This window comes from Telluria sp. ZB4P36 (assembly GCF_059685865.1).
In genome coordinates, this window is record NZ_JCASIE010000005.1 from 131,375 (window position 1) to 150,560 (window position 19,186).

A 19,186-nucleotide genomic window follows, 5' to 3' on the forward strand; every position below is an offset into this window, starting at 1 on the left:
ATTGAAAGACTGATATGGCAGATTTCCCCAATCCCGCAGCCGTGAACGCCAAGGCAGAATTAAAAGTCGACCTGCGTCCGACCCTGTTCATCGGCGCCGGCGGCACCGGCATGGAAGTGATGATGCGCATCCGCCGCCGCATCCTGTCGGCGGTCTGGAACCGGCACAATCCGACCCGGGTCGAGTCGATCGCCGACTTCCCGGTGGCGCGCTTCCTGCACTTCGACCTCGACAACAATGCCGTCATCGACGAGGGCAAGTCGCAGCGCACCGACCCCTGGTACGAACTGGTCAAGCTGACCGACGAAGAGCGCCTGGTCGAGCCGCTCGACCTGCCGCAGTATCACGAATCCGACGACAGCCTGGCGCGCTTCCCGTTGATCGAAAGCTGGATGCCGCTGCGTCCGAAAAAACTGCGCTCGCTCGGCATCGATCCCTCGAAAGGGGCAGGGCAGATCCGCGCGCTGGCGCGGCTCTACCTGTACGACAAATACCCCAAGCTGCGCGGCCGCATCAAGGGCGCGCTGAACTTCCTGAGCAGTAATGCGGGCATCGAGCGCAAGGAGAACTACCAGCGTCTCGGCCTGCAGGTCGATACCTCGAAGTTCCGCATCGTCGTCATCGCCTCATGTGCGGGCGGCACCGGCGCCGGCAGCGTGCTGGACCTGGGCTGGCTGTCGAAAGCGATCGCGCGCCAGGAAGTCTCGGACAGCCAGGTCGACCTGGTGCTCCTGATGCCGGGCGGCTTCGCCAAGGCCAACAAGGAACGCACCGAGGCCAATGCCTACGCCACGCTGATGGAACTGGAAACGGCGATGCGCGACATGAACGCGCAAGTCCACTGGATGGACCCGGACAGCATCCAGGGACGCGGCGCGCCCTTCGACGACGTCTACTTCGTCGACACCGCCAACCTCGCCAACAAGGCCACGCTCGACGTCAAGGACGTGTACCAGATGGTGGCCGACACCCTGTTCGAAGATTTCGCCTCGGCCGATTTCGCCAACCGCAAGCGCTCGGTCGCGGTCAACCAGCAGCAGCACAAGCTGGGACCCTACAACCCGCGCGTGCCGGAGCAGCGCTTCGGCGACATGCGCCTGTCGTATTCCAAGGTCTATTCTGCCTTCGGCCAGGCCGTGCTCGACACCCAGCAGAGCCTGCGCGACGATATCCGCGCCTATGAGCTGGCCGGGCTGATGGTGAAGGCCTTCTTCGGCCTGGTCGGGACCGATGGCATGGCGGCACGCCGTGCCGGCGACGCCGAACGCGACAGCTTCATGCGCGAGCACATGGAGATGGCCGAGCGCCCCTTCGACACTTTCCCGGACTTCCGCAAGGGGACGGTGGACCTCACGCCCTTCCCGGAATACGCGCTGACCAACACCCTCCTGCTCGACAAGGACGGCCGCTCGCTGCTGGAGCGCGTCGAGAGCAAGGTGCAGCTCGAGGTCGACCGCCTGATGGCGTCCTACGACATCCGCCAGTGGCGCGAGAAGGTGGCCGAGCTGCTGCCGCAGCTCGAGCGCGACGCCATCCGCGAAGCCGGCGCCACCGCCGAGACCAGCGAAGACCGCATCAAGCGCCACACGGGAGAATTGACAGGACGCCTGAAGACCCGGGTGCGCGAGCGCCTGTACGCGCTGCTCGACGACCGCAAGCAGGGCGGCCTGGAATTCGTCTTGTCGCTGCTGGAGCAGGTCAAGGCGCGCCTGTCGCAGCGCGACCTGGCCAACGCCGAGCGCAACGGCCGCCGCTACCGCGACATCCGCGACGCGCTGCGCACCCGCCAGGTGGAGGAATCGCTGAACAACCTGTCGCAGGCCGCCGGCCGCATGTTCGGCAAGGAGCCGCAGGCGCGCGAAGTGATGAACCATCTCAAGCGCGACATCGCCGACTACCTGCGCTTCCACCTGCTGGCGGTGGCGGCCGGCCAGTCGATCGAAGTGATGCGCAACATGTCGGCCTGGCTGGGCGAGCCGCAGTCCACCGACGAACACGGGAATGCCCAGTGGAGCGGCATCGCCGGCGAATTCCAGGAAGGGCGGCGCATGGTGCAGGCGATGCTGGTGGCGGCCGACCAGCGCATCGGCCAGCTGCGCGCCGATGCGCGCCAGGAGCACGCCACCTACATCAAGCTGGCCAGCGACGTGCTGCCGCCGCCGGTGCGCCTCACCGGCGACGTCAGCGCCTGGAGCGAGGAAGTGCTGCTGGAGTTCGGCGGCTCGGCGCGCCTGTTCCCGCAACTGGGCGACGAGCGCCTGCGCGCCGACCTGCTGCTCAAGCTGTTCCGCCGCGCCCAGCTGCAGCTATCAAGCCAGGAGCTGGAGCAGCCGGAGCCGGTCGATCCGCTGCTGGAGCGCCTGTCCTCGATGACGCCGCAGGAGCGCCAGCGCGTGTTCGCCGAATGGATCCGCAGCGCCATGCCCTGGGTGAACGCACGCTTCTCGGCCGAGTTCACGCCGAATGCCGACCAGTTCAAGTGCTTCATCGGCGTCGGCGACGTCGGCGCCTGGCGCAGGATGGAAGCGGAGCTGCGCGCCGCGGTGCCGACCGGTTACTTCCACGGCGAGCTGCTCTCGGTGGTCAACACCGGCATCGCCGGCAAGGCGGTCTGCTACATCGAGCTGTCGGGCTACCCGATGACCGTGCTGCGCGGCCTGCCGACCTGGCGCGCCTCGTACCAGATCGAGAACCCGAAGATCCCGACCCACCTGCATTTCGACGCCACCCGCTTCCGCCATCCGCTGTCGCCCTCGATGGATGAACTGAACCGCCTGGCCGACGACTACGAATGGTTCCTGCAGGCGATCGCGCTCGGCGTCATCCGCCGCAAGGCCGACCTGGGCGACCGCGAGGCCAGCTTCCAGCCGCGCGGCCAGTACTTGTTCGAAGTCGAGCCGGGATCGGGCGAGTGGCTCCAGATCGGCAACGAGTATGCGATCCGCTCGAACGGCTTGCCGCCGTATTACCGCGATGGCGTGATCGGCGCGGTGCGGCACCGCCTGGCGAACGTGGGACCGCACCAGCTGGTGCTGCTGGCGGCCCTGATGCGCTACTACCAGCTGCGCGTATACGAACCGCGCCTGGAAGTCGACGAGACCGGGGCCCAGCTGCCTTCGCCCTCGCTGCCGAACATCACCGCGCGGCGCCTGTACGACGGCTGGATCCGCCGCGCCGCCGCGCTCGACCCGACCCTGTCCCCAAGCCAGATCGAGACCGCGCTGGCGGGCATCCAGGGCTGGACCGAGGCGGTCCCGGATTCCGCCGGCGACGCCTACAGCTGGGAAGTCGAGCGGCCGGTGGACAAGCGCGTGATCCTGCCCGAGGTCCTGGCCAGCGACGAGCGCGCCGCCGCGGTGCTGCAGCGCCGCCCAGCCGGCGGCGTTGAGCCGGCAAAAGCGCCGGTGCAGGTGGTTCAGCCGCGCTACAAGCTGTTCGTGCAGGGCGCCCAGCGCGGCCCGTTCACGATCGACGAGATCGCCCGCCAGGCGGCGCGCGGCGAGATCGATGCCGCAACGCGCGCCTGGAACATGGCCTGGAACCCGAAGCTCGACAAATGGAGCACGGTCGGCGCCTTGCCCGAGCTGGCGGCGGTGCTGGGCGATGCGATCCCGGATCCCGACGATGCGCCGGGCGGTGCCGGCGACGGCGTCCCTGACCCCGAATGAAGGACGGCATGGTGCAAGACGACGCGGTCTACCGCTGCATCGGCCCGCACTGCGGGCGCCTGATGCCGAGGCGGGTGAATTTCTGTCCCTGGTGCGGCACGGCCCAGCAGGCCGTGCAGCCGGCTGCCGTGCCGCCGGTGCTGGCCAAGCCGCCTGTGGAGCCGGCGCCGCCGCAGTCGCCGCCACAGTCGCCGCCACAGTCGCCGCCACAGTCGCCGCCACAAGCGCAGCAACAAGCGCAGCAACAACGCGAGCCCGGCATCCCGCCGCCGCCGGGCGTCGGCCGCGGCGCCGCGTCTGGCCCATCGCCGGCGCCACCGCCGCGCCGCGCGCCGATACGGCTGCGCTGGTGGATCGCCGCGCTGGTCGCGTTGTGGCTCATCTGGATGACCGTGCGTCCCGAAGGCACCCGGATCGAGCGGCGCATGGAGCGCGCCGTGGCCCTGGCCGTCGAATGCAAGGCCAAGCAAGCGCAGGACGAACTGATCGCCCTGCGCGATACCCGCGCCACCCCCGAGCAGCTGCGTCAGGTGCAAGCTTCGCTGAACAAGGCGGCGGCCGACTGCACCCGCGCCGAGCAGCGCGCCAGGGCCTGGCGCGAGACCACCGGCGCGGTCCAGAAGCTGCGCCGGGCGCGCACCTACGACAAGGCGCTGGCCCGGCTGGCCGTGTTCACCAGGCGCTGGGGCGAGGACGAGCAGACCCGCGCGCTGAAGCTGGAGATCAACGACGAGCGCGAACATCCGCTGGCCGACCCGACCCGGGGCGAATGAACGGGGTCAAGCGTCAGCCGCGTTTTCCGGCGCGGGTGTATGCTGGTCGGCAAGCAGACAGCCAGGAGGCGGACATGAAAACGAGCATGTTGGGCACGCTGCTGCTGCTTGCCGCGCTGGCAGGCTGCAGCCGTGAAGAAGAAGCGATGGGACCGGCCCAGCGCGCCGGCAAGGCGCTGGACGACGCCGGCGCAAAGGTCAGCCGCCAGGTGGACAACGAGCTGGCCAAGGCCGACCGCGCCGCCGAGGAAGCGCGCGAGAAGATCAAGGATGCGACCAAGGATGCCAGGCACGGCCTGGAGAAGGCCACCGAAAAGGTCGGCGAGAAAGTGGAAGATGCCGGGGAGAAGATCCAGGACGCGGCGGATTAATCCGACACCTCAGGCGCTGGCCCGCAACTCCTGCGGGCTTCCCGGCACCACGGACAGCTTCACCTGCCCCGCGCGCCATGCGCGTTCCAGGTTCTGTTCGATCTCTTCCACGCAGACCTGGGCCGGATCGCCGAAGCCCTGCACCCCGTAGGCCCGGTTGCGGCCATGCGCCTTGGCCAGGTACAGCGCCATGTCCACCATATTGACCGCGCGTTCCCACGGCAGTAGCTGCCCGCCGCAGCACAGCGGGAAGGGCGCGAAGCCGATCGACACGTTCACCGTCAGGCTGTGGCCGCCGTGCGCGATCCGCACCGCCGAGATGCCGGCCAGGATGCGCTGCGCGACTTCGTCCAGGCCCGCGCGCGGAATACTGGGAAGGAAGGCCAGGAATTCCTCGCCGCCCCAGCGCACGATCATGTCGGTCTCGCGCAGGATCTCGCGCAGGCTGGCGGAAATGGCGGTCAGCACCGCGTCGCCGGCCGCATGGCCCCAGGTATCGTTGATGTGCTTGAAGTGGTCGACGTCCAGCAGGAAGAGGGCGCCGCACTGCTCGGCGGCGGCCGCCTGCAGGCCGGGCTCGGGCATCGCGCGCATGTACTCCAGGAAGTGGCGGCGGTTGTACAGCCCGGTCAGCGGGTCGAGCACGCTCTGCTGCTTGAGTTCCCTGTTCTTTTCGAAGAGTTTGGCGTTGGCCTGGCGCACCTTGCGGTACAGGAGGCCGACCACCACCGAGGCCAGGCCGAAGACTGCCGCCAGCAGCCACCAGACGCGCTGCTGCAGGAGGTGGACTTCGTTTTCGCTGCGCAGCAGCTCGATCTGGCGCTGCTTCTTCTCGGTCTCGTACTTTTCCTGCAGGTCGAGCACCGCGCGCTGGCGGCGCTTCTCGAACAGCGCATTCGAAATCTTGCGTTCGCGGTGGTAGGCGCGCAGCGCGCCCGGCAGGTCGCCGGCGCGTTCGAGCGCCTGGCCGTATTCGACCAGTACCGCCTGCAGCTCCGGCTGGTCGCCCAGGTTTTCGTAGGCCGTCATGCCGGCTTCGATATGGCGCTTGCCCTCGGCCAGGCGGCCGGTGGCGAGATAGGCCTGCCCAAGGTTCAGGCGCGCGGTCGCCTCCAGTCCGGCGTCGTTCAGCGCACGCGCCGCCGTGACGGTCTGCTCGGCATACAGCGCGGCATTGCGGTAGTCGCGCAGCTTGAGGTAGCAATCCGACAGGTTCACCAGCGAATAGGCGGCGGTCGCGTGGGCGCCGAGCGAGCGCTCGATCGCCAGGCTCTCGAGCAGGGCCTTCAGGCCGCGCTGGTACTGGCCGGTGGCGGCCGCCAGGCCGTATTCGGCGTGCTTGAGGGTCGATACGCGTCCCGGCGAATTCGTTTTTTGGACCGCCTCGATGGCTTCGGCCAGTGCTTCGAAGCCCTTGTCGTACTCGCGCATCTGCTCGTAGAGGCCGATCAGGGCATTCAGCGACATGACGATCTGGGTCGGGTCGCCGTGCTTGCGCGCCAGCGCGGCGGCCGCCTGCAGGCGCTCGAGCGCCTTGGGGAAATTGCCTTCTTCGGTAAAGGAATCGCCCGACGAGATCGTCGCGCGCACCTGCAGGTCGATGTCGTCCGTGGCGTAGGCCAGCCGCTCGGCTTCCCAGGCCAACTGGTGCGAGGTCGCCAGTTCCGAGCGGCGGTAGGCCATGTAGGCCTTGCGCAGCAGCCCCTTGGCTAGCGCCACCTTGTTGTTCTGGCTGCGTCCGATAGCCACCAGCTCGTCGGCGACGGCGCCGGCTTCCGCGAGCTTGCCGAGGCCGTCGTAGCCGTGCGACAGCTGGTTGAGGAATTCGATGCGCTCCGGCAGCGCTGCGGCCCGCCCTTCCCGCTCCATCGCGAGCAGGACCGGCAGGGCGCGTTCAGGAACATACTTGTTGAGTTCACGGATTTCCGCCAGCCGCCTGGCCAGGGGCGTCGTCCCCTCGGCCGCCGCCACCGGGGCAAGGCAGAGCGCCGCGGCGAGTGCGAGGCACCGGGCGAGCGCTGGGAGGCGGGGGTGGATAGAGACCATGGGAAGGTGTCTGAACGCTGGCGAAATCATTCCGTTGATGTCGATCGATTATATGCCTGTTGCACAAGAGAAATTAGAATTCTCTTCAATTGTCACTAAAATGACACATCGGTTCAGGGGCAAGCGAAGGCTTCGTCCCCCGCGTTCATCCCCTTTTATTGACCGCTTGTCGCAAAGCGCTGGAGCCGGCGCCAGCCCTTTCCTATAGTCGGACCCAACAACAACACGAGGGGGAAGACATGCTGGAACTGCGCGCGGTAAGCAAACAATTCGGCAAGGACCTGAAGGCGGTGGACGACGTGACGCTGTCGCTGGGCCAGGGCGTGGTCGGCCTGATCGGCCACAACGGCGCCGGCAAGTCGACCCTGATGGGAATGATCGCCACCCTGGCGCGTCCCAGCGCAGGCCAGATCTTGTTCGACGGCATCGACATCGTGCGCAAGCCCGACGCGATCCGACGCCGCCTGGGCTACCTGCCCCAGGATTTCGGCGTCTACCCCAACCTCAGCGCGCTCGAATTCATGCAGTACTTCGCGGCCCTGAAGGGCGTGCGCGACGCGGCCCGCATCCGCCGGCTGCTGGCACTGGTCAACCTGCACGAGCAGGCGCAGCGGCCGGCCGCCTCGTTCTCGGGCGGCATGAAGCGCCGCCTCGGCATCGCCCAGGCGCTGCTGAACGATCCCGACATCCTGGTGGTGGACGAACCGACCGCCGGGCTCGACCCGGAAGAACGGCTGCGCTTCCGTAACCTGCTGGCGGAGCTCGGGCTGGGCAAGCTGGTGATCCTGTCGACCCACATCGTGTCCGACGTGGAGAGCATCGCGACCGAACTGGCGATCATGCGGGCGGGGCGGCTGGTTGCGCACGAGACGCCGGACGCGGTGCTGCGCCGCGCCCGTGGCCAGGTCTGGAGCGTCAGCGTGCTCGAAGCAGATTGTGCGGCGCTGCGCGAACGCGTGCACGTGCTGCAGGCCCAGCGCCAGGACGGCCGCATGCTGCTGCGTATCGCGCACCCCGAGCTGCCCTGCCTGGGCGCGCGCGAGGCCGACCCGAGCCTGGAAGAAGCCCTGATGGCGCAGCGCTATGCCCTGCCGGCGGAGGCGGCATGATGGCGCATCCGCTATTCCATCTGGCCGGCAGCGAAGTGCGGCTGCGCCTGCGCCGCCTGTCCACCCTGGTGGCGGTGCTGGCCGTGGTGGCGCTCACCTGGGCCATGATCGAGGACGTGTCCACCGGCCGGACCCTGATCGTGCTGAACGACGCGCGGGTGCTGTACACCAGTTCCGCGCTGGCGGTCGGCAGCGCCACCATGGCCAGCCTCCTGTTCAGCCTCGCCGGCTTCTACCTGGCGCGCGGGCGCACCGGCGAAGACCTGCGCAGCGGGATCGGCGGCGTGATCGGCGCCACGCCGGCAGGCGACGTCCTGCTGGTCGCCAGCCGCTGGCTGGGTGCCGCTGCCTGGCTGGTGCTGCTGCTCTGCGCCTTCATGCTGACCACCTTCGCCTGCCACCTGCTGCGCGGCGACGGCCCGCTGCAGCCCCTGGTCTACCTGCAGACCTACGCGCTGCTGTTGCTGCCGATGGCCTTCTTCGCCGCCAGCTGCGCGGTGCTGTGTGACAGCTGGAGCCCGCTGATGGGCAAGGGCGGCGACATCCTGTATTTCATGATCTGGGTGGCGCAGCTGTCGGTCGGGGGGGCGGTGGAGGAGGGCGGAGCGCCGGCCTGGCTCACCCTGGTCGATTTCACCGGCATGTCGAATGCGATCATGGGCCTGCGCCACCATGCCGACACGGCGGCCATGGGCGTCGGCATGATGCCCTTCAAGGCCGCGCTGCCCCCGGTCGAACTGCCGCAATGGCTGTGGAGCGGGGCCATGGCGCGCGAGCGCATGCTCTCCTGCGGGCTGGCCCTGCTGCCGTTGCTGCCGGCCGTGTTGCTGTTCCACCGCTTTTCGCCGGACCGCGTCAAGGCCGGCAAGGCGCGCCAGCGGCGCTCGCCGCTGGCGCTGCTCAACGGCTGGCTGCGTCCGCTGGCGCGGACCGTGCAGCCCCTGATGCGGCTGGCCGCGCGCCTGCCGGGGCCGGCGGGCCAGGTGCTGGCCGACGCCGGCCTGGTGCTGATGTCGGCGCCCAGCGCGATCCTGGCGCTCGCCGCCTGCCTGGCCGGCGGCCTGCTGCTGCCGGCAAGTGTCCTGCCCGGCCTGCTGGCGGGGGCGCTGGCCTTCTGGGGCATCCTGTGCAGCGACAGCAGCACCCGCGACACCAGCGCCGGCTGCGACGGCCTGAGCGCCGCCGTGCCGGGCGGAATCCGGCGCCGCTTCCTGCGCCAGTGGGCGGCCGCACTGCTGCTCGGCCTGCTGTTCATGGGAAGCGTCGGGCTGCGCTGGAGCCTCGACGAGCCGGTGCGCGCGTTCGCGCTGCTGGCCGGCATCGTGGGCCTGTCCGGCTGCGCCGCGCTGTTCGGACAACTGAGCCGCACGCCGCGGCTGTTCCTCGGCCTGTTCCTGTTCGGCTTCTACGTGATGATCCAGGCCAAGGGCATGGCGATGATGGACGTGGTCGGCTTCCACGGCGACGCCACGCTGCAGACGGCCGCCGGCTTCCTCGCGGCCGGCCTGGCGGCGGTAGCGGCGGGCACCGCCTGGAGCCGGCGCAGCTAGCGCCTTCCATGACGAATGGTGCGTCGGCCGGCATGGCGGCTTGGCTATACTCGGCCAGGTCATGTCCTGCTCGGGAGGAAGGCGATGTGGAACACACCGTGGGCGCGCTGGGGCGCCGTACTCGGTTTCGCGCTGGGCGGTTTCTTCGACGGCATCCTGCTGCACCAGATCCTGCAATGGCACCATCTGCTCAGCCTGGTGCCTGGCATCGATGACCTGCGCCTGCAGGTGCTGTGGGACGGCTGGTTCCATGCGCTGATGTACCTGATCGCGCTGGCCGGCCTGGCCGGCCTGTGGCGCTTGCACCGGCGCGGCGCGGGACAGTGGGGCTGGCCGCTGGCGGGCGCGGTGCTGCTCGGCTTCGGCCTCTGGCACCTGGTCGACGCCGTGCTCTCGCACTGGCTGCTCGGGATCCACCGTATCCGCATCGACAGCGAGGCGCCGCTGCTGTGGGACCTGCTGTGGCTGGCGCTGTTCGGCCTGCTGCCGCTGGCGCTCGGCCTGCGCCTGCGGCGCAAGGGCGGCGGTCCGGGCCTGCAGGGCGGCGCGGCGATGCTGGCGCTGGCGGCCGTCACCTCCGGCGCCGGTGCCTGGGCCCTGGTTCCACCGGCGCAGACCGGCTTCGCCACCGTGGTGTTCCAGCCCGGCGCCGGTCCGCGCGAGGTGTTCGCGGCCCTCGACGCCCTCGACGCGCGCCTGGTCTGGAGCGACCGCGCGATGGGCGTGGTCGTGGTGGCCGTGCCCGAGGAGCGGCGCTGGGGCTTCTACCGGCATGGCGCGCTGCTGGTGAGCGGGGCAGGGGTGCCGGCGGCTTGCTTCAACTGGAGCAGGGCCTGATAAGATGCCGACATGCGGATTCGTGAGATCGCCATTGGCGCCGTGCTGAGTGCAGTGCTGGCCGGCGTCGTGGTATGGACCATGCCTTCCCCGGCACCTGTCAAGCTGGCCGTGCCCGCGCCGGGCCCGGTGTCACCGCCGGCCGCGACGCCATTGCCGGCGGCCCACACTGCCGCCACAGCGCCGGCCGTCGAACAGCACCCGGCGCCATCCTGGCGCGACATGCACGCGAAACTGGTAAACGCCCGGAGCCTGCGCGTATTCTTCTACGAGGCTATGCGCAAGCCCGGTGACGGTGCCTATTTCTATGCGACGAACGTCCTCGAGACCTGCCGCCGCGCCCTGGAAAAAACAAGGTCCGACCTGCCGGCCCCGCGCCGCGCAGCCGCCGGGGAACTGCAGCGGCGCTGCGACTTCACTCCCGAAGGACTGGCGGATGCCGAACGCGAGCTCCACGCGGCCAGGCACCTGGACCTGGCCACCGACCCGCTATTGGGCAGCATGTTCGACTACCTGGCCGCCGATGGTCCGGAAGGCCGGATGCGGATGCTGCTGGTCTCCTTCGAGCAGGGCAATCCCGAGGTCATCGCTTCCCTCGTCGTCCCGGTCATCCAGGAACGCGCGCCGGTGCGCGACGAACAGGACTCGACCGCACGCGGCATTCCCTTCGGCGCCGCGCTGGTCGCCTGCCGCCTGGGCGCCGACAGCGTCCCGGCGGCCCTGCAGCAGGGCCTGGGCCCGCATTTCGCGGCGCTCGACCGGCTCGCCACCCAGGTCGTGAACGACATCCGGCGCCGGCAGGGTTAAGCTAGACCGCGATCTGCTGCAGCAGGTAGAGGCGCTGGTACAAACCGCCCTCGATCCGCATCAGCTCCTCGTGCGAACCGGCCTCGCTGATGCGGCCGTGGTTCAGCACGATGATGCGGTCGGCCGCGCGGATGGTCGACAGGCGGTGCGCGATCGCGATGATGGTCACCTTGCCGCGCAATTCCTCCAGCGCTTCCTGCACGATCTGCTCGGTGGCGCTGTCGATGCGCGAGGTCGCTTCGTCCAGCAGCAGGATGCGCGGCTCGCCCGCCAGTGCGCGCGCGATCGCCACCAGCTGTTTCTGGCCCGAGGACAGGCGCGAGCCGCCTTCGCCCAGCTGGGTCTCGTAGCCCTGTTCCAGCGCCGCGATGAAGCCGTGCGCGTGCGCGGCGCGGGCTGCCGCCTCGATGCGATCGAGCGGCAGCCCGCGACCCATGTCGATGTTCTCGCGCGCCGTCGCGGCCAGGATGAAGGGATCCTGCGGCACCAGGCCTACTTCGTTGCGGAAGCGCTCGTTGCCGATCGAGGCCAGCGGGAGGCCGCCGATCTCGATGCTGCCCTCGTCCGCCGTGTAGTAGCGCAGCAGCAGCGAGAGCAGGGTGGACTTGCCGCTGCCGGTGTGGCCGACGATGCCGAAGAAGGCGCCTTGCGGAATGTCGAGCGACAGGTCGTGCAGCACGCGCTGGCCTGCCACGTAGGCGAAGTTCAGGCCGCGCACGCGCACCGCCGGCGCCTGCGGATCGAAGGCCGCCTCGTTGCCCACGCGCCCAAGGGCATGTTCGGCCGCGCCGGTCTCGTCGAGCAGGCTGGAGACGCGCGCCGTGGCCACCACCGCCTGCTGCAGGCCGCTGAACTGCATGGTGATCTGGATCAGGGGTTCGACCACGCGCGCGATATAGCTGATGAAGGCGTACAGCACGCCCACTTCGACGGCGTTCATCGGGCGCTGGCCGAAGCCATAGATCACGATGGTCAGCAGCACCACGTTGAGCAGGTCCAGGGCAGGGCGCAGCAGGAAGGCATTCGCCTTCAGCTCGGCCAGGCGCGCCTTGCGGTGCGCGCGGTTGGTGTGCAGGAAGCGCTCGCCGAAGCGCAGCTGGGCGTTGCTGGCCTGGAGGACGCTCATGCCGCCGATCGATTCGGCCATCTGGCCGTTGATGTCGCTGCGCAGGGCGCGGGCGCGCGTCACGGCCGGCGCCGACAGGCGCTGGTAGAGCCAGACGATGCCGACCACCGCCGGCACCAGGGCCAGCACCACCAGCATCAGGCGCCAGTCGAGCCAGGCCATCGCCGCCAGCGTCCCGACCAGCACGATGCTCGAGTCGAGCATCACGAACAGCACCTGGATATAGAGGGTCTTGACGGCCTCGGTGTCGTTGGTCACGCGGCTGACCAGCTGGCCGGTGATGGCGCGATCGAAGAAGGCCATCGGCAGGCGCAGCACATGGCCGTAGACCCATTCGCGCAGGCGTCGCACCGAACGCATCGCCAGGCCCGAGAGGCGGATCAGCTGCAGGTAGCGGATCCAGGACGAGGCCCAGCCGGTGACCACCAGGCCGCCGAGCAGCAGCGACATGCGGGTCCAGTCCAGATTGCGGGTCAACAGGTGGTCGTCGATCAGCGCCTTGCCCAGCAAGGGGCCGAGCACTTCGAGGCCGGCGGCGATGGCGAGCCAGAACGTGGCCCAATATAAGTGACGCTTCTCCGGGGCGGCGGCGCGGCGCAGCAGGCCGGCCGCCTGCCTGGCCTGGGTGCGCATATCCTTGGTGTCGAGTTTGGGTTCAGTCGGCGTCAATGCTGGCCTCCAGTTGCTGGTAGCGCCACTGGCTGGCATACCAGCCGTCCAGCAGCAGCAATTCGTCGTGGGTGCCGGATTCGGTGATGCGGCCGTCGCGCAGCACCACGATGCGGTCGGCGCCGGCCACGCTCGACAGGCGGTGGCTGGCGATGATGGCGGCGCGTTCGGGGCGCGCTGCACGCAATTCCTCGAGGTGTTCGAGGATGCGGGTTTCGGTGCCGGTGTCCACCGCCGACAGGGCGTCGTCGAGCAGCAGCAGTGCGCTGTCGGCCAGCAGGGCGCGCGCGATGGCGACGCGCTGGCGCTGGCCGCCCGAGAGCGTGATGCCTTTCTCGCCCACCGGCGTGTCGTAGCCCTGCGGGAAGCGCAGGATGTCGTCGTGGATCGAGGCCATCCGCGCCGCCCCTTCGATCTCCGCACGCGAGGCGCCCGGACGCGCCAGCGCGATGTTCTCCGCGATGGTCGCCGAGAACAGGAAGGATTCCTGCGGTACCCAGCTCATGGCCCCGCGCAGGGCTTCCAGCCGGTAGTGCTCGATCGGGTGGCCGGCCCAGGCGACCGTCCCCTGCTGCGGCGTGGCCTGGCGCAGCAGCACGCGCAGCAGGGTCGACTTGCCGGCGCCGGTGGGGCCGACCAGGCCCAGGGTCTGGCCCGGCTCCAGGCGCACCGAGACCTCGCTCAGCGCCGGCCGCTCGGCATCCTGGTAGGCGTAGCCGACCCGGTCCAGCACCAGCGGGCCGCGCCCGACCGCGTCCAGCCTGCCCTTGTCCTCGACGCTCAAGGGAGCATCGAGCAGCGGCTGCAGGCGCGCCAGGCCCGCGCGTCCGCGTTCGATCAGCGACAGCACCCAGCCGGCCGCGAACATCGGCCAGATCAGCTGGCCCAGGTACATCGAGAAGCTGGTCAGGGCGCCGACCGTCAGCTCATTGTTCCAGACCAGGTAGCCGCCCAGGCCCAGGGTCAGGCCGGTGGCGGCGGTCAGGGTCAGGCCGACCGCGGGTTCGTAGGCGGCTTCCCAGCGCTGGGCGCTGAGGCTGGCGGCGGCCGCATTGCCCGCCAGTTCGCTGAACTGGGCGCTGCTGCGCGCTTCCAGGCCGAGCGCACGCAGGGTGCGCACGCCGGACAGGGATTCCTGCACGTGGTCGTTGAGGGCCGAGAAACGCTTCAGCGCATCGGCTTCGGCCGTGTGGACCTGGCTCGAGATGCGCCAGAACGCGAAGGCCATCAGCGGGAAGGGCAGCAGGGCGATCCCGGCCAGGCGCGGGTCGACGCCGAGCGTCATGATGCCCAGCACCATGACCAGGGTGAGGGTGCCGTCGAAACCGGCCAGCATGGCTTCGCCGGCCGCCATCTCGATGGCGTCGATGTCGTTGGTGGCCAGGGCCATCAGGTCGCCGGTGCGCTGGCGCTGGTAGAAGGCCGGCCCCTGGCTCGACAGGCGCGCGTACAGGCGGGTGCGCAGCTCGACGCCGAGGTTGTAGGCGGCCGAATACAGGCGGATGCGCCAGCCCACGCGCAGCACGTAGATGGCGACCCCGAGGCCGAGCAGCTGGGCCAGGCCGAGCAGCAGCGCGCGCTGGTCCAGGCTGTGCGCCGCCAGGCCGTCGATCAGGGCGCCAACCTTGCGCGGAATCAATACCGTGCAGATGGCGACGCCGGCCAGCATGAAGGCCGACGAGACATAGGCGGGCCAATGCCGGCGGACGAACCCGCCGATCAGGCTTGCAAGACTCATACAGTTTCCTTGGAGATCTTTGCGGCCCGATTTTTGCGTCCAGAAACGACTAGCGGGCCGAAGCCCGCTAGTGTAGTCGCTTTGCCAATCGGATGCTCGTGCGCACCCGGCAGAGAGCGCTTACTTCCTCCGTTTGGAAGACGGGCGTGCGATCTCGACCTTCGGCAGTTCGACGCTGTCCGCGGCGGCCACCGGAGCGGCGTCCGGGTGCGGGGCCACGGCGGCGTAGGGCGTGCCCTTGCCGGCGGCCTTGGCGATGGCCGTCGGCTCGGCGGCGGGCGCGGGTTCGGTCACGGCGGCCAGCGGCTCAGGCGCCGGCTCGGCCAGGACGACGGGTTCGGCGTCGGCGGCGACAGCCGCGGCAGGCTCCGCGCTCACGGCAGCTTCCGCTACCGGTTCAGGCAGGGCTTCTGCGGCAGCCTCGGCTGCATGCTCGACCACCTCGACGGTCTCGATGGCCTGCTGCCGCGCCTGCGCGAGTGCCTGCGGAAGCGCGGCATAGGGGCGCACGCCGCTGGCGATGCCGAGCAGTTCACGGCCATAGTCGAACAGGTGACGCACCTGCTCTTCGGCCTGGCCGCCGAGGGTGAAGACGTCGCGCGGATCGCGCGCGTTCAGCAGTGCGAAACCGGTGCCGAGCGAACGCTGGACCGCGTCGCGCGATACCGCCAGGTTGAGGGCGGCCACGCGGCTGGCGCTCTCGAACGCCTGGGTGGTCATGGAATTGAAGAAATCGAACTGTGCTTCGAACTGGGCCTTGCGTACTGCGGAAAACTGGTCGCTGAGTGAAGTCATGAGGTTTCCTTGTCAGTCATTTATGGCGCACTGCAATATCACTAGTGTATCCATGAAAGGCGCGTGTTGCCAACTACTTATTTTGTCCTTGTAGAGCTGAAATATTGCGTTGCAGCATCACAGGTCATCGTGGATTTTGCTTGGCCGTGCAATCCGGCAGGAAATGGTTACAATCAGCCAGACAATAGGAGGAGCGCGCATGGATCTCGTGATTCGCAATGCCACCCTGCCCGACGGCAGCCGCGGCATCGACATCGGCATCAGCGGCGGCCGCATCGCCGCCGTGGAAAAGCGGCTGGCTGCGCAGGGCGCGCGCGAGATCGACGCCGAGGGCGACCTGGTGAGTCCACCCTTCGTGGACGCGCACTTCCACATGGATTCGACCCTCAGCTACGGCCTGCCGCGCGTGAACCGCAGCGGCACCCTGCTGGAAGGAATCCGCCTGTGGGGAGAGCTCAAGCCCCAGCTGGCCCAGGATGCGCTGGTCGAGCGCGCGCTGCGCTATTGCGACTGGGCGGTGGCGCGCGGGCTGCTGGCGATCCGTACCCACGTCGACATCTGCGACGACCGCCTGCTGGCGGTCGAGGCGCTGCTGGACGTGCGCAAGCAGGTGGCGCCCTACCTCGACCTGCAGCTGGTCGCCTTCCCCCAGGACGGCCTGCTGCGCAGTCCCGGCGCCTTCGACAACCTGAAGCGCGCCATTGCGATGGGCGTCGACGTGGTCGGCGGCATCCCCCACTTCGAACGCACCATGGCGGATGGCGCCGAATCGATCCGCCTGCTGTGCGAGTTCGCGGCGCAACACGACCGGCGCGTGGACATGCACTGCGACGAGACCGACGACCCGATGTCGCGCCACATCGAGACCCTGGCGGCGCAGACCCAGCGCCTCGGCCTGCAGGGCCTGGTGGCCGGCTCGCACCTGACCTCGATGCACTCGATGGACAACTATTATGTGAGCAAGCTGCTGCCCCTGATCGCCGAGAGCGGCGTCGCCGCCATCGCCAACCCCCTGATCAACATCACGCTGCAGGGCCGCCACGACAGCTACCCGAAACGGCGCGGCATGACCCGCGTGCCGGAGCTGCTCGCGGCCGGCGTCGACGTCGCCTTCGGCCACGACTGCGTGCTCGACCCCTGGTACGGCATGGGCTCGGGCGACATGCTGGAGGTGGCGCACATGGGATTGCACGTGGCCCAGATGACGGGCGTGGAGGCGATGCACCAGTGCTTCCTGGCGGTGACCGAGACCCCGGCGCGCATCCTGGGCCTCGAAGGCTACGGGCTGGCGCCGGGCTGCCATGCCGACCTGGTGCTGCTGGACGCCGGCTCCACGGTGGAAGCGATCCGCCTGCGCGCCCCGCGCAGGCTGGTGGTGCGGCGCGGCGCCGTGGTGGCCGAGGCGCCGTCGGCGCGGGTGACCCTGCACCTGCCGGGGCGGCCGGCCGGCACCGATTTCAGGATGCCGCCTGCTGTAGGTGCTTAGTAGGCGGAATGACAATGCCGACAAAAAGGGCGGCACGATACGTGAAATCTTGTCCAGTTTGAGGCTAGAATAGAACGCTTTCAAGTTCAGCAACGCCCTCCGACTGCCGTGAAAGACATCCAGATCCGCCGCGCCGGCGAGCACGATTTCGATGCGATGTGGAGCATCTTCTGCGCCCACGTCGCCGCCGGCGAAACCTATCCGTTCACCACCGCAATCTCGCGCGAGGCGGGCCATGCCTACTGGCTCGGGCCCGAGGTGTCGAGCTTCGTCGCGACCTCCAGCGGCGAGCGCGTGCTCGGCATGTACCGCCTGGTGCCGAACCAGGTCGGGCGCGGGCACCACGTGGCCAACGCTTCCTACATGGTCAGCCCTTCGGCCCAGGGCGCCGGAGTGGGGCGCCTGCTCGGCGAGCACAGCCTGGCCGAGGCGCGCCGCCTGCAATTTCTTGCCATGCAGTTCAACTACGTCGTGAGCACCAATACCGCCGCCATCCGGATGTGGAAGAGACTCGGTTTCTCGATCGTCGGCACCCTGCCCAAGGCCTACCGCCACAAGCGCCTCGGCTACGTCGACGCCTACGTCATGTACCAACTGCTGCAAGACCCGGATCACTGGCCGACGGTGGACGCATGACGGAGGTGGCCCGTACCGATCGCCTGCGCCTGCGCCTGGTCGATGCGCGCGACGCCGCCGTCTACCTCGAGATCCTCAACGACCCGGCCTTCATCGAACATATCGGCGACCGCGGCGTGCGCACCCTCGACGACGCCGTCAAATCGATCGAGGACGGCCCGGTGGCGATGCAGCGCACGCGCGGCCACTCGATGTACATGGTGGAGCTGCTCGAGGGTGGGGTAGCGGTCGGCCTGTCCGGCCTGATCAAGCGCGATACCCTCGAGGACGTCGATATCGGCTACGCCTTCCTGGCGCGCCATCGCGGGCAGGGCTATGCCTTCGAAGCCGCCCAGGCCGTGGTGGCGCATGCGCGCACGCTCGGCATCCCGCGGCTGGTGGCCATCACCACGCCGGGCAACGCGTCCTCGATCGGGCTGCTGCTCAGGCTGGGAATGGGTTTCGAAGGCAGGCGCTCCCTGGTGGCGGACGAACCCGCGCTCAACCTCTACGGCATGACCCTGTCCCGCGAGTGCTAGCGCACCGTGGCGCCGCGCCGGTGGTGGTAGGATGGCGTCGCTGATCCACCAACCGAGCACGCCATCGATGCCGACCACCGAGCCGAGCCCCGACGCACCGTTCTATATTGTCCTCAACGCCGGATCGGGCCACTCCGAAACGGCGCTGCGGCGCTCGACCATCGAAACCGTGCTGGCGGCCGCCGGGCGCAGCTGCCACCTGGAGCTGGTCGACGATCCGGCCGAGCTGGCCGCAAAAGCGCATGACCTGGCGGCGCGCGCCGCCGGCAGCGGCGGCATCCTGGTGGCGGCGGGCGGCGACGGCACCATCAACACGGTCGCCCACGAAGCGGTGCTGGCCGGCTGTCCCTTCGGTGTCTTGCCGCAAGGAACGTTCAACTATTTCGGCCGCACCCACGGCATTCCCGAAGACCTGGAAGAGGCCGTCTATGCCCTGCTGCGCGCGAAGGTGCAGCCGGTGCAGGTGGGCTTGCTCAACAACAAGATCTTCCTCGTCAACGCCAGCGTCGGGCTCTACCCGAAGATGCTGGAAGCGCGCGAAGAGGACAAGCGCCAGTATGGCCGCAGCCGCGTCGTCGCCTTCTTTTCTGCAATCAAGATCGCGCTGCGGCCGCACCGTCACCTGCGCATCACGCTCGAACTCGACGGCAAGGAACGCCGCCTACGCACCACGACTTTGTTCATAGGAAATAACCGCCTGCAGCTGGAGCAGGTCGGCATGCGCGACGGCCTGATCGAGGCGGTGGAAGAGGGGCAGCTGGTCGGCATCGCGCCCAGGCCGATGGGCAAGCTCGGCCTGCTGCGCCTGCTCGTGCGCGGCATGCTGGGACGGCTGGGCGACGATGACGAGGTGGAAGCCTTCGCCTTCAAACGCCTGCTGGTGCGCACGCCCTCGGTGTACGGCCGCAAGCGCATGAAGGTGGCGGCCGACGGCGAAGTGGCGACGGTGACCATGCCGCTGGAATTCCGCGTGCTGGAAGGGCGCCTGCTCCTGATGGCCCAGGGGCCGTCGCGCAAGGAAGCGCGGCCGGTCCCGGGCGATACCGAGGCTGCCTGA

General features: G+C 69.0%; 15 protein-coding genes. 11 read left to right on the forward strand and 4 right to left on the reverse strand.

What is annotated here, in order from left to right:
* The first annotated feature begins 14 nt into the window (after positions 1-14).
* The 3 genes from AC56LK_RS09885 to AC56LK_RS09895 all read left to right on the forward strand — a co-directional run bounded on the left by AC56LK_RS09885 (position 15) and on the right by AC56LK_RS09895 (position 4,812).
* A complete protein-coding gene (locus AC56LK_RS09885; protein ID WP_497184380.1) occupies positions 15-3,668 on the forward strand; it encodes a tubulin-like doman-containing protein in 3,654 nt (1,217 codons plus the stop codon).
* An 8-nt stretch (positions 3,669-3,676) separates the two neighbouring features.
* The gene (locus tag AC56LK_RS09890; protein WP_497184381.1) at positions 3,677-4,441 is read left to right on the forward strand and encodes a hypothetical protein; all 765 of its coding nucleotides are present in this window, start codon (positions 3,677-3,679) and stop codon (positions 4,439-4,441) included.
* A gap of 74 nt (positions 4,442-4,515) precedes the next feature.
* Positions 4,516-4,812 carry a hypothetical protein gene (locus AC56LK_RS09895; protein WP_497184382.1) on the forward strand — a complete coding sequence of 99 codons (297 nt, stop codon included), beginning with the start codon at positions 4,516-4,518 and terminating at the stop codon, positions 4,810-4,812.
* 9 nt (positions 4,813-4,821) lie between these two features.
* Here the strand turns inward: AC56LK_RS09895 and AC56LK_RS09900 are convergent, their stop codons facing one another.
* Entirely contained in the window at positions 4,822-6,858 is a 2,037-nt protein-coding gene (locus AC56LK_RS09900; protein ID WP_497184383.1) for a GGDEF domain-containing protein, read from the reverse strand.
* A 239-nt stretch (positions 6,859-7,097) separates the two neighbouring features.
* Between AC56LK_RS09900 and AC56LK_RS09905 the strand changes: the two genes are divergently transcribed.
* From AC56LK_RS09905 to AC56LK_RS09920, 4 genes are all read left to right on the forward strand, one after another.
* Complete coding sequence (locus AC56LK_RS09905; RefSeq protein WP_497184384.1) at positions 7,098-7,967, forward strand: ABC transporter ATP-binding protein; 870 nt, start codon at positions 7,098-7,100, stop codon at positions 7,965-7,967.
* Positions 7,967-9,517, forward strand: coding sequence for a hypothetical protein (locus AC56LK_RS09910; RefSeq protein ID WP_497184385.1), 1,551 nt, complete (start codon positions 7,967-7,969; stop codon positions 9,515-9,517). Before AC56LK_RS09905 ends, AC56LK_RS09910 begins: the two co-directional genes overlap by 1 nt.
* Before the next feature lie 84 nt (positions 9,518-9,601).
* A complete protein-coding gene (locus tag AC56LK_RS09915; RefSeq protein ID WP_497184386.1) occupies positions 9,602-10,354 on the forward strand; it encodes a DUF2243 domain-containing protein in 753 nt (250 codons plus the stop codon).
* 12 nt (positions 10,355-10,366) lie between these two features.
* Positions 10,367-11,161, forward strand: coding sequence for a hypothetical protein (locus AC56LK_RS09920; protein ID WP_497184387.1), 795 nt, complete (start codon positions 10,367-10,369; stop codon positions 11,159-11,161).
* Position 11,162: 1 nt separating this feature from the next.
* On the opposite strand, the gene AC56LK_RS09925 is transcribed toward AC56LK_RS09920, so the two are convergent.
* The 3 genes from AC56LK_RS09925 to AC56LK_RS09935 form a co-directional block, all read right to left on the reverse strand.
* Positions 11,163-12,920 carry an ABC transporter ATP-binding protein gene (locus AC56LK_RS09925; RefSeq protein WP_497184474.1) on the reverse strand — a complete coding sequence of 586 codons (1,758 nt, stop codon included), beginning with the start codon at positions 12,918-12,920 and terminating at the stop codon, positions 11,163-11,165.
* Between the two features lie 22 nt (positions 12,921-12,942).
* Positions 12,943-14,694 (reverse strand): ABC transporter ATP-binding protein, encoded by a 1,752-nt coding sequence (locus tag AC56LK_RS09930; protein WP_497184388.1) that lies wholly within the window; start codon positions 14,692-14,694, stop codon positions 12,943-12,945.
* Between the two features lie 120 nt (positions 14,695-14,814).
* Complete coding sequence (locus tag AC56LK_RS09935) at positions 14,815-15,489, reverse strand: phasin family protein (RefSeq protein ID WP_497184389.1); 675 nt, start codon at positions 15,487-15,489, stop codon at positions 14,815-14,817.
* 199 nt (positions 15,490-15,688) lie between these two features.
* Between AC56LK_RS09935 and AC56LK_RS09940 the strand changes: the two genes are divergently transcribed.
* From AC56LK_RS09940 to AC56LK_RS09955, 4 genes are all read left to right on the forward strand, one after another.
* Entirely contained in the window at positions 15,689-16,975 is a 1,287-nt protein-coding gene (locus AC56LK_RS09940) for an amidohydrolase family protein (RefSeq protein ID WP_497184390.1), read from the forward strand.
* Positions 16,976-17,083: 108 nt separating this feature from the next.
* Positions 17,084-17,611, forward strand: coding sequence for a GNAT family N-acetyltransferase (locus tag AC56LK_RS09945; RefSeq protein ID WP_497184391.1), 528 nt, complete (start codon positions 17,084-17,086; stop codon positions 17,609-17,611).
* Positions 17,608-18,129, forward strand: coding sequence for a GNAT family N-acetyltransferase (locus tag AC56LK_RS09950; RefSeq protein WP_497184392.1), 522 nt, complete (start codon positions 17,608-17,610; stop codon positions 18,127-18,129). The genes AC56LK_RS09945 and AC56LK_RS09950 overlap by 4 nt, the downstream gene beginning before the upstream one ends.
* Before the next feature lie 31 nt (positions 18,130-18,160).
* Complete coding sequence (locus AC56LK_RS09955; protein WP_497184393.1) at positions 18,161-19,186, forward strand: diacylglycerol/lipid kinase family protein; 1,026 nt, start codon at positions 18,161-18,163, stop codon at positions 19,184-19,186.

Excerpts from the sequence above, each read along its gene's own strand:
- AC56LK_RS09915 (WP_497184386.1), top strand. The coding sequence starts at position 9,602 with ATGTGGAACACACCGTGGGCGCGCTGGGGCGCCGTACTCGGTTTCGCG.
- AC56LK_RS09940 (WP_497184390.1), top strand. The coding sequence starts at position 15,689 with ATGGATCTCGTGATTCGCAATGCCACCCTGCCCGACGGCAGCCGCGGC.
- AC56LK_RS09925 (WP_497184474.1), bottom strand. The coding sequence starts at position 12,920 with ATGCGCACCCAGGCCAGGCAGGCGGCCGGCCTGCTGCGCCGCGCCGCC.
- AC56LK_RS09895 (WP_497184382.1), top strand. The coding sequence starts at position 4,516 with ATGAAAACGAGCATGTTGGGCACGCTGCTGCTGCTTGCCGCGCTGGCA.
- AC56LK_RS09910 (WP_497184385.1), top strand. The coding sequence starts at position 7,967 with ATGGCGCATCCGCTATTCCATCTGGCCGGCAGCGAAGTGCGGCTGCGC.
- AC56LK_RS09885 (WP_497184380.1), top strand. The coding sequence starts at position 15 with ATGGCAGATTTCCCCAATCCCGCAGCCGTGAACGCCAAGGCAGAATTA.
- AC56LK_RS09920 (WP_497184387.1), top strand. The coding sequence starts at position 10,367 with ATGCGGATTCGTGAGATCGCCATTGGCGCCGTGCTGAGTGCAGTGCTG.
- AC56LK_RS09905 (WP_497184384.1), top strand. The coding sequence starts at position 7,098 with ATGCTGGAACTGCGCGCGGTAAGCAAACAATTCGGCAAGGACCTGAAG.
- AC56LK_RS09955 (WP_497184393.1), top strand. The coding sequence starts at position 18,161 with ATGGCGTCGCTGATCCACCAACCGAGCACGCCATCGATGCCGACCACC.
- AC56LK_RS09930 (WP_497184388.1), bottom strand. The coding sequence starts at position 14,694 with ATGAGTCTTGCAAGCCTGATCGGCGGGTTCGTCCGCCGGCATTGGCCC.
- AC56LK_RS09890 (WP_497184381.1), top strand. The coding sequence starts at position 3,677 with ATGGTGCAAGACGACGCGGTCTACCGCTGCATCGGCCCGCACTGCGGG.
- AC56LK_RS09900 (WP_497184383.1), bottom strand. The coding sequence starts at position 6,858 with ATGGTCTCTATCCACCCCCGCCTCCCAGCGCTCGCCCGGTGCCTCGCA.
- AC56LK_RS09935 (WP_497184389.1), bottom strand. The coding sequence starts at position 15,489 with ATGACTTCACTCAGCGACCAGTTTTCCGCAGTACGCAAGGCCCAGTTC.
- AC56LK_RS09950 (WP_497184392.1), top strand. The coding sequence starts at position 17,608 with ATGACGGAGGTGGCCCGTACCGATCGCCTGCGCCTGCGCCTGGTCGAT.